This window comes from Paraglaciecola hydrolytica, from assembly GCF_001565895.1.
GTDB lineage: Bacteria > Pseudomonadota > Gammaproteobacteria > Enterobacterales > Alteromonadaceae > Paraglaciecola > Paraglaciecola hydrolytica.
Map to the genome: position 1 here is coordinate 1224626 of NZ_LSNE01000003.1, position 16828 is coordinate 1241453.

Consider the following 16828-nt stretch of genomic DNA (forward strand, 5'->3'; position numbering starts at 1 on the left):
CAATATCTTAAACTTCGCGAATTCAAAAACATCAGGATAAAACCTTTTGACGCGCTTGATATAACTCGCGCACAGGCCAGGCTATATACAACAAACCCACAATAATCCCTGCTCCCCATGCAATAGAAAAACCCGCTAAAGTTAATAGACTGCCAGCCAGCAAGGGCCCAACCACTCTGCCCCATGCTCCTAATGCACTAGCACTGCCCATCATTCTGCCACGGTATTCTAGTGGAGTACGTTTAGACAAAATGGAATTCATCACCGGCGCACAACTACTGGCCCCTGTGATACACAAAAAGAAACTGGCTATCATCCAATGTTCTTGTTGGGCCTGACTGGCCAACAAAAAACCTAAGGTTAAGGTGGCAATGGCGGTACTTAATACGTTTAACTCACCAAATTTGCGGCTAAGAATACCTATGAGTTTGGCTTGTAGTATCGCCATTAATAAACCCTGAATGCCAAACACAATGCCTATTTGTTTTGGGCCCCAATCCCATTCAGAGCCCATCCACAAGGGGAATAAATACGTCACGGTGGAGACCACCATAGAATGAAACAAAAACTCAATGATCAACCAACGGTTATGGGTTTGTTTAAGTAAGCTAATAAAACTCACTTTACCGGTTTCTTTGCGCCACACTTTATGGGCTTGCCGTTGCTCCACGCCGTGGGACTCACGCAAAAAGAAGGCGGCATAAAGGCCTGCCATTACCGAAAAGCTGGCGGCTACCATGGAAGGAAGAAAAAAGTTGATATCATCACCGGCTAATACTCCCCCTAAAAAAGGTCCGCCTACCATGCCTAAACCAAAGGCTGAACCAATCACGCCCATGCTCTTGGCGCGGTCCTCGGGGTTTGATATGTCTGCCACCATGGCTGATGCCACACCGTAAATACCTGCCACGCTGCCAGCCAAAATTCTGGCCATATACACAGCCGTGAGTGTGTGCGCAAAAGCCAGCATTACGTAAGAAATAGCCGTCACCAACAAACAAAAGATGATCACGGGTTTACGACCAAATTTGTCACTCAGTTTGCCCCACATGCCACCAAACAAACCGGCACAAACAGAATAGGCAATGATGATCATGGCGATGTCAAAGTGACTGGCACCTAGCTGAGGCGCCATAAAAGGCAGGATGGGGATCACCATACCAAAACCGATTAAATCAATTAATACGGTAAAAAATAAAATCGGCATAGCGGATATCCTGACAGAGTTATTTTTCTGATAAAACTACATTACCAAAATGGCGCGTTAATCTAGTGGATTAACCCTTTATTAAGTTGCTGCAGACAAACAACGGGCTTAACGTAAGGGAGTAAAATAATAGGGATGAGTTTGTTTATGTTGCTTTTCAAAGTCCTGAATAGCTTGTTTTTTTAACAAGGTAGTAGCGACATTATCTAAGCCATTTAACATTTTAAAACGACGATTTTCTTCAAGCTCAAAGCTATAAAATTCACCATTAGCCAGGGTTACCCGTTTTTCTTGTAAATTCACCGTTAAGCTCATGGCTTTATCACCCGACAACTCAAACAAACGTTCAATTTGTTCAGGCTTTAATGTCAGCGCCAAGATGCCATTATTAAAACAATTGTTATAAAAAATATCGGCAAAACTAGTGGCAATAACGACTTTAAAACCCATGTCGCGTATGCCCCACACCGCATGTTCACGGCTAGAGCCACAACCAAAGTTTTCTCGCGACAGTAAAATACTGGCACCTTGATAGATGGTTTTATTGAGTTCAAAATCTGGGTTTTTGCGCCGGGTACTCACATCAACATCCACATCACCGGCATCTAAATAGCGCCAATCGTCAAAGGCCCAATCACCATAACCACTTTTAAAAATACATTTCAAATACTGTTTGGGCATCATGGCATCGGTATCCACATTGGATCTATCCATGGGTGCTACCCACCCTTGATGTGCAACAAAAGCAGCCATTAATGTATTCCTTCTAACTGTGCCAATTCAACCTGCCTGATATCGACAAAATGCCCGGCTATGGCGGCAGCTGCTGCCATGGCTGGCGAGACTAAATGCGTACGTCCACCCTGCCCTTGGCGACCTTCAAAATTACGGTTGGAGGTAGAGGCACAACGTTCACCACTGGCTAATGAATCTGGATTCATGGCATTACACATAGAACAGCCAGCAAAACGCCATTCCAGTCCAGCCGCCATAATGATTTTGTCTAAACCTTCAGCTTCAGCTTGTTGTTTCACTAAGCCTGAGCCTGGCACGACCATAGCGCGTTTTATAGTTGATGCGACTTTTTTGCCTTTAACGACCTTGGCTACTTCGCGAATATCTTCAATGCGGCCATTAGTGCAAGAGCCAATAAAGACTTGATCTAAGCTCAAAGAGGAAATAGCAGTACCTGAGTTTAAGCTCATATAAGACAAGGCTTTTTGCCAATCAGCTTGTTGTACGGCGTCTTTAGCAGAACTTATCTCTGGTACTTGTGACGTGACAGCTACAACTTGGTCGGGTTTGGTTCCCCACGTGACTTGCGGCAGAATATCCTTAGCATCTATGATTAATTCTTTATCAAATACGGCATCGGCATCACTAACTAAAGTACGCCAGTATTGTATTGCTGAGTCCCACATTGCACCTTTGGGCGCATAAGGTCTGCCGTGTAAGTAGTTTTCGGTAACCTGATCATAAGCAATCAGGCCACTTCGAGCGCCAGCTTCTATGGTCATATTACATACGGTTAAACGCCCTTCCATGGATAGGTTTTCAATGGCTTCGCCAGCATATTCAATGGCATAGCCTGTACCACCTGCTGTACCAAGTTTGCCAATAATATACAAAATGAGATCTTTGGCGGTGATACCTAAGGGTAAACAGCCGTTAACCAAGACCCGCAAGTTTTTGCATTTTTGTTGCTGTAAACATTGGCTGGCTAATACGTGTTCAACTTCAGATGTGCCTATACCTTGGGCTAGAGCGGCAAAAGCACCGTGGGTTGAGCTATGAGAATCTCCACAAACTATGGTCATACCGGGCAATGAAGCCCCTTGCTCTGGACCCACCACATGGACTATGCCTTGCCGTTGATCATTTAATTTAAATTGCACTATGTTGTTTTTGTCGCAGTTGTCGTCAAGTGTGGTGACTTGCAACAGGGCTAATTTATCTACAAATCCAGCCTTGCCTTTTTCTCGCTCAGTGGTGGGTACCTGATGATCAGGCGTCGCAAGTATAGAGTCGCTGCGCCATATGCTGCGGCCCGCTAGCTCTATGCCTTCAAAGGCCTGAGCCGAGGTCACTTCATGAATAATGTGCCGATCAATATAAATTAACGCCGCTTCATCATCCCCTGACACCAAATGAGATTGCCAGATTTTGTCGTATAAAGTTTGTCCGCTCATAGAGTTTCTTATTGGTTGCACAGAGTATTAAGGTAAAAAAGAGGCGTAATTGAAGTTTTTAGCTAGGCCTTAAAATAAAGCTTTGCCTTTGTCTAACTGTAACTGACGCCAATTATGGGCTCGCCCACCGGTTTGGGTATGGGTCATTTGCCCTGCGAGTTGGCCTACAGCCATGAGTTTTTCCAAATCAATGCCTGTATTAAAGCCCATTTGGTGCAACATCATCACCACATCTTCGGTGGCAACATTACCCGTGGCCCCGGGGGCAAAAGGACAACCGCCTAAACCACCCACTGAGGCATCAAAACGCCGAATACCGGCTTCTAAAGCAGCATAAACATTGGCTAACCCCATTGCTCGAGTATCATGAAAGTGACAAGCCAAACTATGCTGACTATGTTGTTTGCTTAACTCAGACATCAAGCTAAACACAGACTTAGGCGTAGCCGCACCTATGGTATCGGCGATCACTAGCTCTTTTGCACCAAAGCCTGCTAACTTTGCGGCCAGATCAATAACTACTTTAGGCGAGGTTTTACCTTCAAAAGGGCATTCCCACGCCACGGCGATACAAGTTAGTACGTCAATCTTGTCAGTTTTGGCTTGGCTGATTATGTCTTGCGCCTGCGCCAAACCGTCATAAATGCTCATGCGTACATTTTTTTGGTTCATGGTTTCAGTGGCGCACACCACCAATAACACGGCCTCGGCACCTGCTTCTTTGGCGAGCTCATAGCCTTTTTGATTTGGGATCAAGGATTGTAAATAAGCCTGCTTATTGACCCCATCCTTATTCAGGCTAGTCACAATCTCGCTAGCGCCCGCCATGGCAGGCACAGCTTTAGGTGAGACAAAACTACCAACTTCGATGGCGGGTAAACCAGCAACAACTAAAGCATGAATTAACTCTAAACGCTGTGCAGGGCTGAGAATAGTGGCTTGATTTTGCAAACCATCACGGGGCCCAACATCATTAATTCGTACAAATTCAGTCATATTTATTACACCGTTTTTTATAACGAGTGACGATTAAGCCACTATGCCTTTAGTTTTCAATTCGCTAATTTCGTCTTTAGACAGTTTTAATAACTCAGACAAAACTTGCTCTGTGTGCTGACCTACATGGGGAGCCGCAGAAAAACTTTCTTCATTTGAACGTGACATTTTGATGGGATTGCCCGGACCTTGGGTCTTTTTGCCATCAGGGTGAAGCAAGTCAACCACCATATTACGATGACGTACTTGAGTGTCGTTTAAGGCATCACTGAATTTATTGACAGGGGCACAGGGAATACGTGCTTGCTCTAATAAGCCAATCCAATACTGATTAGTATTAGTGGCAAACAAGACGTTGAGTTTATCATCTATCAGGGCCTTATCAGCAAAACGCCCCGGTTGGGTATCGTATTTATCATGCTCAAATTCAGCAATATTCACTACGGTTTTCAGGTTTTGCCAAAAATTGTCGGTGATCACCGCTAAAATAATATGACCATCCTGAGTTTTATAACTGTTATAGGGCACGTGCACAAAATGGGAGTTACCAATTGGATAAGGATTTTCGCCGGATAGAAAGTGCATGGTAGCCATGTAATTCAACATAGATATTTGGCAATCAAGCATAGAAATATCAACATGCTGGCCTTTGCCACTGGTAAAACGTTCTATTATGGCGCCCAAAATACCCATCACGCTGAACATGCCGCCACCTAAATCACCAATGGGAATACCGGCACGCAAAGGATCTTCAATATTGTGGCCGGTAATTGACATACCACCGCCAAATGCTTGTGCCACTTGGTCAAAGGCTGGACGTTTTGCACCCGGACCTTCAGAGCCAAAACCCGTGATAGTACAGGTAATAATTCGTGGGTTATGAGTAGCTAAAGTGGTGTAATCAATACCTAAACGCTCAGGTACACCGGGCCCAAAATTACTGATGACCACATCGGCTTCTTTAACCAATTTATAGAAGACTTGTTTTCCTTCTTCGGTTTTTAAATCCACAGCTATTGAGCGTTTGTTACGGTTTAAGGTAATGAAATACGCACCAAAACCGTCCAATGAATTATTGGGATCACGAGCCAATAAACTGCGTGTGCCCTCACCTTTTAGTGGCTCAACTTTAATAGTATCTGCCCCCATATCGGACAATATCATCGAGCCGTAAGGCCCAGATAACATATGGGTTAAGTCTATAATTTTAATGCCAGCTAAAGGTTTGCTCATATTTAGATCCCATAATGCAGAGTCACATGTTGACGCAATGATATAACTTTATATCATTAATGGTTGCCCAGCAACATTTATCTGTTTTATTCGTCATGAGTTTTGCGGGTGGAGACTTATTGGATGAGGATTTTTTTGGCTAAGGTATTTGAATGCGAGAGAAACAAACAATGATTTCCCGCATTGCAAACAACGTTTATTTACTGTTTGTTAGTATTACGTAGATTGCTGAGGCGATAGATGAGACTGCCGATAAAAAATAAGCCCAACATGATAAATACCCCGCCATAGATTGCGGCAGGAATGCGAAAAATCTGTGTGGCAGAGGCGATGTTGTTTTGATAATAAAAGCCAACCAAGACAGCAAACAGTAAGGTTAAACTGTAGATCAGCGGTTTTTTTAAACCTAATCCATAGATTTGGGTGACAAAAAATATCACAGCAAAACCAAAGGCAAACATGGATACGGATTCACCATGTACCGAGGCATACGCCACCAAAGCCCCATGCAACAATACAAAGGTTTCGAGTAACAAGGTCCAGTATTTATTGCGATGAAAACGGGTGAAAAACAAACTACCCTGCAGCATCAACATAAAAGTATAAAAGGTACCTAACAAATGCCCCAGTGTGGTTTCGATGGGGTGAAACCAAAAGGTATAGATAATCGCCCAAGCGAAATAATAACCGTGATAGTCCTTCACTAGGGCATAAGTACGCTCAAGCACTTTGACCTTTTTGCCAAAAAACAATCCACGACGTTGATGTTCAATCATCATCACCATCACCAGTAAAATGATCACTGAAAATTGCGCGCTTAAGTTACTCACGTCTTGCGCCAAACCATCGTAAAAAATTTTGGTTTGTACGATATGTAATAAGATAAAAAACAGGTTAAGACCTAAGGCGTAAATATTGACTTTATGTAAACCAAAGGTTTGATAACTGGCAGTGTTAGTGGCTGTATCCCTAGCTTTAGCAGAGTAACTTTGTTTAGCTGAGTAGATTAACCACCAAATGGCAATTTGGTGGCAAGTATAAAAGCTCCACGCGGTAAAATGTGTCCAAAAACTAGGATTGGGCAGTTTCCAGTAATACCACAAAGCTCCCTGATCTTCGGCAAAAGTGATGTCGGCGTTATAAGGTCCCAATAGGTAAATCAAGGCTATTAACCCAAAACAAGCGGCGATACCCCAAGGTAAACTAAAACGCATAGCCACTCCTTTAAGCCTTTAGTTAAAACAGCCTGTATTTGCTTTGGCTCGAAACCAATTTTTAGAACTCTTCTAATAAACGGCCCATACCGGTAATTTTGTCATTAATGCCACAAGCCCTTAAGGCATGCCAGATAGTCGCGGTATTAATGGGTAACATGGGTTTACCTAGGATGTGTTCGAAACTTGGAAAAATATCCACCGTGGATAAATTAGTACCACATTGAATAATGCAATCCACGTCATCTGCATCTACTTCGTGAATAGCATCAACCACTTGTTTGATGCTAGTTTCCGCTATGGCGGTGGCTGAAGGACGATTAAGCCCTTTAACCTTATGCACCTCAAAACCAATATCACTAAAAAAGCGGATAACGTTTTCGTCGCCTACTTGTGGATAAGGCGTGATCACCGAGATTTTTTTACATCCAAACTTTTGCAAGGCATCTTTAGTGGCACCTGCCCCAGTGGTTAATCCTAAATCGCCGATTTGATCTTTAATTTCCTTCTCAAAAGCGATATTGCCTTCGAGCCCGCCCCAAAAGGTTTCAGCCGACATACCCAACATAATGTGACTGACTTTGGCACTTAATATATTACGGATTGAATAAGGAATTTCGCCGCGCATAATTTCCAAAAAGCGTTCAAAAACCTGATTGTCTGATTCACCTGTTTTGGCCACTTCATCAGCCCAATTACGTAATTCAATAAAAAACCGCGATGGATGCCAAGTTACCCCATCAATGCGAAGTTTTTGCAGATCGTATTCAACACCAGTATTGGTTGAGGGAATAATAACGCCGATTTGCGCACGACGAGCTATTTGGTAATTATCCATGTTGATCCTTAAAGTGAGGCATTAAATTGAGACATGCGTAGTATGCCATCCGCATTTTGACCTAATGCTATATCATTAGCTGCATTTATTCAATATTGCTTAAGGTCGGCGATGACGATGTGTCATCCCAATGATTTTGGCTATAGAAGCGGGGTTGATAAAATCTGTTTGCGACAGTAATTGATTATCCTGCTGAGTTTGTTATATTTGTACTATGCCTATAACATACAAAATAACCATTTTTTGTAGCTTAGGTATTTATAGATTAGATTAAAGTAACTGGCTTAATTGGTCTAAAATCCTAAGCACTCTCCTTAAAGTAGACATGACATTATGACATTTGAAGAACTGTTAAAAGATCCTCGTTTGAAACACGCGCTAAAAAGCGATGTGCCAACGCCTTTGTATCATCAGGTTTATTTATTTTTAAAAGAAAAGATTCACTTAGGTGAGATCCCCTTCGGCGACAAAATGCCAACAGAACATCAATTATCTGATGTGTTTGGTGTTTCTAGAATTACCGCTAAACGCGCCATGGATGAGTTAGCCGAAGAAGGCTACATAAGTCGTCGTCGTGGCAAAGGCTCCCATGTCACATACAAACATCGAGCAGAACAACTCGCTGCGCCTATTTCAGGTTTATTAGAAAATCTGGCCGTGATGGGCCGCGAAACCCAAGTGCAGTCGTTGATGTTTCGCAGTGCAATTCCTCCTCTTGATATCCAAGAGCGTTTTGGCATCGATGGCAATACTGAACTCATTCAATCTCAACGTATTCGTTTATCAGACGGTGTACCCTTTGGATATTACGGCAGTTGGACCAGAGACATAGGCGGTTTGTACTGTGAAGAAAACTTATTAAAAATGTCGCGTATGGAGATTTTTAGAAAGTCAGGTATTGAGATTGAACTTGGCAAAGTAAAACAATCTGTTACTGCAACCTTGTCCAATGTGGATACCGCCATGCATTTAAGCATTCCAACGGGCAAACCCTTGTTAGTGCTTGACCGTTCAATGTATGACAAAAATGGCGAATTATTTGATCACATGTATGCGGTTTACCGCCCTGACCAATATCAATTTGAGATGGAATTTTCGATGAAATAGTAGCGTATTACACGCAACTTTTTTCATTGCTTGAATTAGTGTTGTTTGGCTACTTGTTATTGTAATAGGAAATATTATGAACCTTAAGTTTAGCCTACTAACAGGCAATGTTTTGGCGCTTAGCCTACTTTCTACTGGGGTTTTTAGCCAAAATATCAAGGTTAATTTAACCGAAGTATTATCGGAAAAAGGTCAACTAATGGTCGCTGTCTACAATAAACAGGATCATTGGTTGTCAGACAAACCAACAGAAATTTTTGCACAAAAAATTATTTCGCTGGAAGGTCAAATAACAAATAAAACGCTGCAATTTACCCTTGAGCTACCAGAGGGCGAATACGCCCTGTATTTATTTCAGGACAAAGACAATAACGGTGAGCTTAAAAGCAATTGGATAGGCATTCCCAAAGAACCCGTTGGCACCTCAAATAATGCCAAGGGCACCATGGGGCCACCTAAATATAAAGATGCAAGCTTCCAAGTTGCCGCAGAGGATATTGTGCAAAACATCACTTTGGCTAATATGGATTAAATCGCCAACAAAGATGCAGTTTCAAGCGGACCTCGCGCGGGTTGAAAGGGTTACAAAAAAGCCACTAAACTATATGAGATTAGGGGCTTTTTAATTTTCTACTCGTGCTTTCTACTCACAGTCTTTACTCGCACTTTCTGCTCACACTCTCTACTGTCCAATAGGGCAAGTCTAATCTGCTAGTTAGTTTGGAATTATTTTGCTATCACTTGTTCGTTCAATGGAATGATTTTGTGTCTCACAATTAAACCCCACACAAATACGACCAAACCACAAAATCCTACAAATACAAAGGGCCCTGAGTGATCCCAGTGATCATACAAATAACCGCCGACCACACTAGAAACTAAGATACCAATCGCTCCACATAAATTAAAAATACCAATCACAGCGCCGCGTTTTTCTTTGGGTGTTTGTTGAGAGATTAATACGCCCGAGGTGATAATGGCGCCAATTTCACTTAAACCAATAATCACTACCACCACTATCATGCCGCCACCAAAAGGGTCATTAACCAAGTAAGTGCTGCAATAACCGATAAAGGTAATACACAAGGCTATCAATAACGCCGAAACTCGATTGATCTTATCCGTTAAGATGCCAAAAAATGGAGCGCCAAATAAAGCCACACTTTGCGCAATCGCCACTATGATGCCAGCTTTTTTGAGTGCGTCGGCCGCTGACATGCCCGCTTCTTCAGTACCATAATTAGATAACCATAAGGTCATAAATGCCCCCACTATGGTTAAATTAGCGCGAGATACAAAGGCCGCACCGTAAGCTAAGGCAATACCAGGTTCGCGGGCGGCTTTGATGCCATCTAACATCATCGTCGAAATAGCTTGTTTGTGAACGTTGACGGCAGGTTGATGGGCTTTCAAACCACGAATGGATAATAAGCCCACCACAACGGCAAAAACTGCCACGATGATATAAGTTTTATGACCTGCATCAATAGCCGACATGCCCTGTTCTTGAAATACCGCAGGTAAACGTAACAATACAAACAGGGCAATAACTGCTCCAATGCCGTTACATACACCTTGCAATCCAGCTGCTTTACCGCGATTAATGTCCTTAGCGTAATCAGCCAGTAAAGTAACAATCATGCAGGTGCCAGCGGCAATACCTAGACCGTAAATAATACGGTAAATAATCAGCTCATTAACACTTTTGGCCTGTGGGTAGAGATAAAGCGCCGCGGCAACTAATAAAAAACCAATGACAATAATGGTACGGCGACCGATCTTATCCGATAAAGCTCCCCATATGCCCACCGAAAAAATGATGGCCATTTCGCCCCAAAAATTTAATTTTCCGCTGACAACACCTTGCTCTGCCTTAGGAATATTCATGATTTCGCTAAACAAAAAAGGCTGGAAAGCATTAATAAAAGTGGCTAACAAAATACAAGCAATACAGGTCAAATAGAAAGTCGACATATGCCACGAATTGACCCCCTCAGAGAGTTGGATCCCGAGATATTTTTTTTCTATTCTTGAGTCAGACATGGTATTTCCTAGTGTTACAGCTAAGTGATAAACGCGTATGCATTCCCGACTTAATCAATTTTTTTATGTTTTTTATAAAGTAAGTAAGCCGCAACTAATAACGCACCTTGTGTAAAGGCATTAAGGATCTGTTCTATCCATTGAGTTGCTTCATCTTGATGCCCTGCCCGTGCTAAACCAGCAAGCGCAAACACGCCGACCAAATTAAGAATAAACAACAGCGCACTCGGTTTGAGTTTTTGTTGCCAACAATGCCTTACCGCATGCCAAATAAAAACAATGTTAGCCAAGGTGACTAAGGTTAACAGCGCAATAAACCACAAACGTTTTTGTGGAAATTGCACAGCAAGATACCCTGCTGCGCCAGCGCATAGTGCAATAACCAGTAAGGGTAAGAATATGGCGTATTGAGATACCACTCTGTGTCTATAAACTTGCCTTGCAGACCACAAATAATAAGTTAATAGAGTAAAACCGGGTGCCATAAAGATAAAAAAGCTATTGTTCAATACTGGGTAATGCACGTCAGTGCTAGCAATGAGAAACTTCCAAAACACCTTACAAAAACCACCGATAATGATCAGTATGGCAGAGAAGAGTGCGAACTTTTTAACCTGAGGATTGATCAAGCCAATGCTTAAGGCCACCAAGATCAGGCCAACGCTAGATAACAGCACGGGGATAAAATCAAACAAAGCTAATCCAATACTGTATTCAAATTCATCTACCATTAATTACTCCTGCCATGAACATTTTTGCTGATTTCCTTCAATATATGATATATTGTTATATCAATCAATTAGTCATTACTGAATAGATAGTTTAATGTCATTGCTTTATAACAAATAAAACATGTAATGACAGAAACGTTGATCTACCTTATCAAAAAGGAAATAGCATGATCCGAGTTGCAGCTGCCCAATTTGCCGTTACCAATAATGTGCAAGACAATTTAAAAACCTGTGTGCGCATGATACAAGAAGCTGCAAAGTGTTCACCTGACCTGATCGTGTTACCTGAATTTATCAATCATAATTCTTGGTATGATAATCAAGAGCATTGTTTTGATGTGGCGATAGCCTTGGATGGTGAATTTTTATCTAGCATTAAAACCGCGGTTATCGCCGCTAAAGCCTATGTGGTCATCAACGCTACTGTGCAACGCCCTGGAGTTGGACAACATCAATGTACTGGCACCAGTTTATTAATTTCTCCCCAAGGTGAGTTACTCGGCCAAAACAACAAACAAGTCTTAGTCGGTCATGAAAATGACTTTTTAGACATTGCCGACTGTGAAGGCCCCATTATTGATACGCCTATTGGCAAGTTAGCCATGTACTCCTGCATGGACGGGGTAATCAATGAAACTCCGCGTGGTTTGTCTTTACGTGGTGCACAAATTTTATGTAACAGCTTAAATTCTTTTGCCCTAGATGAAGGTGATTTACATATTCCGGTTAGAGCGGCAGAAAATAAAGTTTTTATTGTTGCGGCCAATAAAGTTGGGCCACTTATCCCCGAGCCATTATTGGCTCCTGTATCAGAAGCCACCAATATTCCAGTACACTTTTTAAATGGTGCTGGCGACAGCCAAATTGTTGCACCAGACGGCACTGTATTGGCCATTGCCGGTAAATCAGAACAAGTCATCTGGGCCGACATTGATCCGCAATTAGCCGATAGTAAAACTCGTCCCGATGGCACTGATATATTTAAACAGCGCCGCCCTGAGCTTTATCAAAGCTTGGGTGACGATCCTGCCAAACAAACTCTAGCTGAATTTACAGGTGCCATCGATTTACAGGCCTCGGCCATCAGTATTATGGCTAAAGGGCACGCCGCGCTAGATGAAGTCGTGGCCGCGATTACCGCACTACCAGAGAGTAAATTAATCTGTTTGCCTGAATTATTTTGGCTAGACGATATAGCTCAAGCCCATAAAGAACTTGCAATGAGCTATGAGGTCGTCAAACGCATTCAACAAGCCTGTGTTGACAACCAACTAGTGGCAACCAGCATAATTGGCAAAATTAACAATCAACTGGCCCACTGTGCGGTATTGATTAGTCATCGTGGAATAGAACTTCAGCAAGGCCAAGTACATTTTAGTCAGCGTTTTTCGTGGTCCGCCTTGGCCGATAATTTTGTCACCTATCAGAGTATTTATGGCTGTATCGGCCTAGCCTTAGAAGACGATGCCATCTATCCCGAAAGCTTTCGTTTGATCGCCATGCAAGGCACCGAAGTGGTACTGGCACCTGTGTCTCAACAAGAAAAATGGCAATCCACTACCGGCTTGCTTGAACGTGCCTCAGAAAACCGCGTGAATATCATCTCTGCCAGTCAGCATTCACAAGATAATGTCATTTGTAGCCTGCAAAAAGAATTTACCATTATGACGCCATGGCAAGAGCGTAAATTTGACGGGCTGTTAAGTGCGGGAGTGCAAGTCAGCGGTGTGCAGGATTGCAAGATCACCAGTGCGCAAATTCACCCGCAAGCGGCGCATAACAAAGTATGTTCACAAAACACGGATTTAATTGCCAATCGCCCGTGGAAACTCATGCAAGCCATGCTGTAACACACACGCCAATTTTGTTAAGACTTAAATAAAGAGAATAACTATGTCACAACTATCTTTACCCAGAGAATTATCCGACAGCACAGTAGATAAAATCGTCACTAAGTTTGCCATGCAAGAAGTCCTCGAAGCTGACGGTGGTGCTTATATGACCTTGATTAGTCACATGCCCATGGCCCAAGGTGAAGTGGGTAAAGTCAGAGTGTTTGAAGGTGGTCCACTGCAAAAATTGGTCACTTGCTCAATAGTGGTGCCACAAATTCACTTGGACTCACACATGTTGTACGGTTTTATGCCAGCAAATAGTGCAGTGCCCCACTTCACCTTAGATTCGGTAAAAGCCGGTGAGCATTATGCTTTTCACTTAGATATGACTCCTCGTGTCGATTTGGGCGCCCATACCGATTATATGAATGAAGTATTTTTGCCACTGACCGAAAAATTTGATGCGGCTGAAGCCATTGCAGGCATAGAGCGCGCGCACATTTCTCCGCGCCAACGCGCCATTATGTCGCCGTGGATGTTAGTGCATCGCGCCAGTGAAGAGGCCTTCAAAACTTTGTTTTCCCATGCTGAAGGTTACCTGCATTATTGGTACGACTTAGTGGAAAACGGCGTAACCAGCCCAGTATCTGGCGACGAATTAGCTGCCAGAGATAAGGCCAACCGCGCTGCCATTTTCAATCCAGAAATCGATCCCGTGTGGGCACGTGTCGGGGGTTTAATTGGTAGCGATGCCAGCGAACAATTGCGCGCCTTACTGCGTGGCGAATAAGCAAGATAAAGTAACAAACTAGTTAACCATAAGAACTAAAACGAGTTGGGGAAAAATATGAAATTAACCGCCGAATATTTTGTCGATAATATGAATGCCGATGAAAAAAAGCGCGCACAAATAGTCGAAAGCGTATTGCCTGCAATCAAGGCCGCAGCAAGTGAAGTAGATCGCAGCGGCGAATTTCATTTACCTCATGTTAAAACCCTTAGTGATTCTGGGCTACTCGGTTTGATCATTCCTAAAGAATACGGCGGTTTAGGTGGCTCCTTGCGTGATATGGCCGCCGCGACTTTTGCTTTAGGTAGCGTTTGCCCTTCCACTGCCATGTGTTTCTTTTTTCATTGCTCTTCTGCCTCGCGCGGACTCTTAGCCTTAGAAGCCCTCGAAGCAGGTTTATTCAATTCAGAAGATGCAATTGCCGTTAAAGCCTTTGCGGAAAAAGTGCTCTACACCATGGGCCGTGATGGCCGTTGGTTAGCCAACTTTGCCAGCGAAGCGGTTAAATCTGAAACCGCCGCTATTACCATATCCACTAAAGCCACAAAAGTGCAAGGTGGTTATCTGTTAAATGGGGTTAAAGCCTTTGGTTGTGCGACCGGCATTGCCGATCAATACCTAGTGACTGCCAGCCTTGATGGCTACGAAGATGCCAGTGGCTTAGCCACCTTTTTTGTTACGCGTGATGCTGCCGGTGTCAGCGAAAGACAAAAGTGGGACGCCATCGGCATGCGTGGCTCTGCCACTCACGGTTTAATTTTAAAAGATGTATTTGTCGCCGATGTTGACTCTTTAGCTGTGCCGGCCGCTTTTGTACGTTGTATGCAAATGAGTCGTGGTAGTTTTGTCGGTAATCAATTAGCCAGCATTGCTGTGTATTTAGGTCAAGCTTGGTCTATTTACCAACAAACCTTAGCCACTATAACGGCGGCTAAATTTGGTGACTCAGGTAAGTCCATCGCCAGCTCACCCATGCATCAACAACTTATAGGGCAAATGATGTGCGACTTAGAAACCGCCATGTTGTGGTTACGTCGTCAACTCGAATTAGAAACCGCTCAACCTGAAATTTTACCCAAACAAGAAGTGGTGAAGCGTTGGAGATTGTGTAAAGGCGTAGTGTCGGAAGCAGGCTTTAATATCGCCGTTACCGCGCTCAAATGTACGGGTACTACAGGCACCGGATTTTCCAACCCAAGCGCTCACGGTTTACGTGAAATGGCCATGGCCTTGGTGCAAGCATTTCCAGCCGAACGCGGACGATTAATGGCAGCGCAAATGGAAGTGGAAGGTGCCGAACAAAACCAATTTGGCGTAAAAAGCTAAGGCTTGTCACATAATTTAATCCAAAATTAAAGGTAGAGGCTTTAACTTGATAACTGCATTACCAGAACAACAAAATTACATCGACGGACAATGGCAACTGCCTAAGCTCGATTTGCACAGGGCTTTATGCAACGCCAATAACGGCCAGCCCATAGGCCAGCAATTGAGTAGTGATGAACAGCAAATAAACAGCGCTATTCGAAGTGCCGCTGCAGCCTTTGTCAATTGTTCGTGGTCTGAGTTGAGTTACACCGAACGTGCTGACTATTTAGATAAAATCGCCTCAAATTTAAGCCAATATGCTGAGCCAATAGCCATTGCCGATGCCCTACAAACTGGCGTCATTATTAGCCTGACCAAACAGTTTGCCAAGGTTTGCGGGCTGGCTTTTAGTGGCGCCGCCGCTTTGTTGCGCTCTTTACCAGAAGAACAAGAATTAGTGGGTAACACTAATAATAAAATCATAATGCAGCGTTTGCCCTTGGGTGTTACGGCGATTATCGCCCCGTGGAATGCGCCTTCTGGTATTGCTTGTCACAAATTAGCCAGTGCTTTAGCTGCCGGTTGTACCGTCATTTTTAAACCCTCTGAATGGGCGGCGGGTTCAGCCCAAGCTATTGCACAGGCCATAGTCGCCGCAGATTTGCCCCATGGCGTTTTTCAAATGTTACAAGGTGATGGCGCAGTGGGTGCGACCTTATGTGCCGACGACAGGGTGGCTGCGGTCTCTTTTACTGGCGGCGCTTTGGGTGGCCAAGCGGTTGGCAGTAGCTGTGGCGCCAAAATTAAACCAGCGCAACTCGAACTGGGCGGTAATAACGCCTTAGTGGTCTTAGCAGATGCTGACTTAGACGCTGCTGCCGCAGGTGTGCTCACCGGGCTAACCACCTTAAATGGTCAGTGGTGCCGTGCCTTAGGTCGTTTGATTGTGCACGAGTCGGTATATGATGAACTGCTTAGCTTAATCAAACAAAAAATGGCGCAGATTGTGATTGGTGAATCTACCGATACCAGCAGTCAGATGGGGCCGTTAGTGCACCAAGGGCATTTACAGCATGTGCAACAACGTGTGACTGACTATGTCAAACTAGGGGGCAAAGTACTGCAAAACACAGTCTTACCCGCGCACCTCACAGGCTGGTTTCATGCCCCTACCCTGATCACTGGTTTAAGTGGAGAGCAATGCTTAGAAGAAATTTTTGGCCCCGTAGCCACGGTACATACATTTACTGACGATCAACAAGCCACAGCTTTGGCCAATCAAACCGTTTATGGTTTGGCGGCTTATGTCTTTGGTGCAGAACAACACGCTTGGCAAG

15 protein-coding genes are annotated in these 16828 nt (G+C 43.7%); 6 read left to right on the top strand and 9 right to left on the bottom strand.

Annotation, left to right across the window (positions count from 1 at the left end; translation table 11 throughout):
- Positions 1–31: 31 nt before the first annotated feature.
- The 7 genes from AX660_RS07860 to AX660_RS07890 form a co-directional block, all read right to left on the bottom strand.
- On the bottom strand, positions 32–1207 hold the full coding sequence (locus AX660_RS07860) for an MFS transporter (RefSeq protein WP_068374924.1): 1176 nt from the start codon (positions 1205–1207) through the stop codon (positions 32–34).
- Between the two features lie 108 nt (positions 1208–1315).
- Entirely contained in the window at positions 1316–1960 is a 645-nt protein-coding gene (gene leuD / locus AX660_RS07865) for a 3-isopropylmalate dehydratase small subunit (protein WP_068374928.1), read from the bottom strand.
- Positions 1960–3396 (bottom strand): 3-isopropylmalate dehydratase large subunit, encoded by a 1437-nt coding sequence (gene leuC, locus AX660_RS07870; RefSeq protein ID WP_068374930.1) that lies wholly within the window; start codon positions 3394–3396, stop codon positions 1960–1962. Before leuC ends, leuD begins: the two co-directional genes overlap by 1 nt.
- 69 nt (positions 3397–3465) lie before the next feature.
- On the bottom strand, positions 3466–4392 hold the full coding sequence (locus AX660_RS07875) for a hydroxymethylglutaryl-CoA lyase (RefSeq protein ID WP_068374931.1): 927 nt from the start codon (positions 4390–4392) through the stop codon (positions 3466–3468).
- A gap of 33 nt (positions 4393–4425) precedes the next feature.
- The gene (locus AX660_RS07880; protein WP_068374938.1) at positions 4426–5625 is read right to left on the bottom strand and encodes a CaiB/BaiF CoA transferase family protein; all 1200 of its coding nucleotides are present in this window, start codon (positions 5623–5625) and stop codon (positions 4426–4428) included.
- 200 nt (positions 5626–5825) lie between these two features.
- The gene (locus AX660_RS07885) at positions 5826–6839 is read right to left on the bottom strand and encodes a hypothetical protein (RefSeq protein ID WP_068374940.1); all 1014 of its coding nucleotides are present in this window, start codon (positions 6837–6839) and stop codon (positions 5826–5828) included.
- Between the two features lie 61 nt (positions 6840–6900).
- The gene (locus AX660_RS07890; RefSeq protein WP_068374943.1) at positions 6901–7677 is read right to left on the bottom strand and encodes a maleate cis-trans isomerase family protein; all 777 of its coding nucleotides are present in this window, start codon (positions 7675–7677) and stop codon (positions 6901–6903) included.
- A 333-nt stretch (positions 7678–8010) separates the two neighbouring features.
- Here AX660_RS07890 and AX660_RS07895 point away from each other — a divergent pair, with 333 nt between their 5' ends.
- Both AX660_RS07895 and AX660_RS07900 read left to right on the top strand, forming a co-directional pair.
- On the top strand, positions 8011–8784 hold the full coding sequence (locus AX660_RS07895; protein WP_068374946.1) for a GntR family transcriptional regulator: 774 nt from the start codon (positions 8011–8013) through the stop codon (positions 8782–8784).
- Positions 8785–8860: 76 nt separating this feature from the next.
- Complete coding sequence (locus AX660_RS07900) at positions 8861–9316, top strand: DUF2141 domain-containing protein (RefSeq protein ID WP_068374951.1); 456 nt, start codon at positions 8861–8863, stop codon at positions 9314–9316.
- A gap of 194 nt (positions 9317–9510) precedes the next feature.
- Here the strand turns inward: AX660_RS07900 and AX660_RS07905 are convergent, their stop codons facing one another.
- A complete protein-coding gene (locus AX660_RS07905) occupies positions 9511–10827 on the bottom strand; it encodes an MFS transporter (protein WP_068374953.1) in 1317 nt (438 codons plus the stop codon).
- Between the two features lie 50 nt (positions 10828–10877).
- Entirely contained in the window at positions 10878–11558 is a 681-nt protein-coding gene (locus tag AX660_RS07910; RefSeq protein WP_068374955.1) for a hypothetical protein, read from the bottom strand.
- 167 nt (positions 11559–11725) lie between these two features.
- On the opposite strand from AX660_RS07910, the gene AX660_RS07915 reads away from it, so the two are divergent.
- From AX660_RS07915 to AX660_RS07930, 4 genes are all read left to right on the top strand, one after another.
- Entirely contained in the window at positions 11726–13408 is a 1683-nt protein-coding gene (locus tag AX660_RS07915) for a nitrilase-related carbon-nitrogen hydrolase (protein WP_068374957.1), read from the top strand.
- 43 nt (positions 13409–13451) lie between these two features.
- Positions 13452–14183 carry a hypothetical protein gene (locus tag AX660_RS07920; protein WP_068374958.1) on the top strand — a complete coding sequence of 244 codons (732 nt, stop codon included), beginning with the start codon at positions 13452–13454 and terminating at the stop codon, positions 14181–14183.
- Between the two features lie 57 nt (positions 14184–14240).
- Positions 14241–15509 (top strand): acyl-CoA dehydrogenase family protein, encoded by a 1269-nt coding sequence (locus AX660_RS07925; RefSeq protein WP_068374959.1) that lies wholly within the window; start codon positions 14241–14243, stop codon positions 15507–15509.
- Positions 15510–15555: 46 nt separating this feature from the next.
- Positions 15556–16828: aldehyde dehydrogenase family protein (locus AX660_RS07930; RefSeq protein ID WP_068374962.1), on the top strand; the 1273-nt coding region annotated here is incomplete at its 3' end.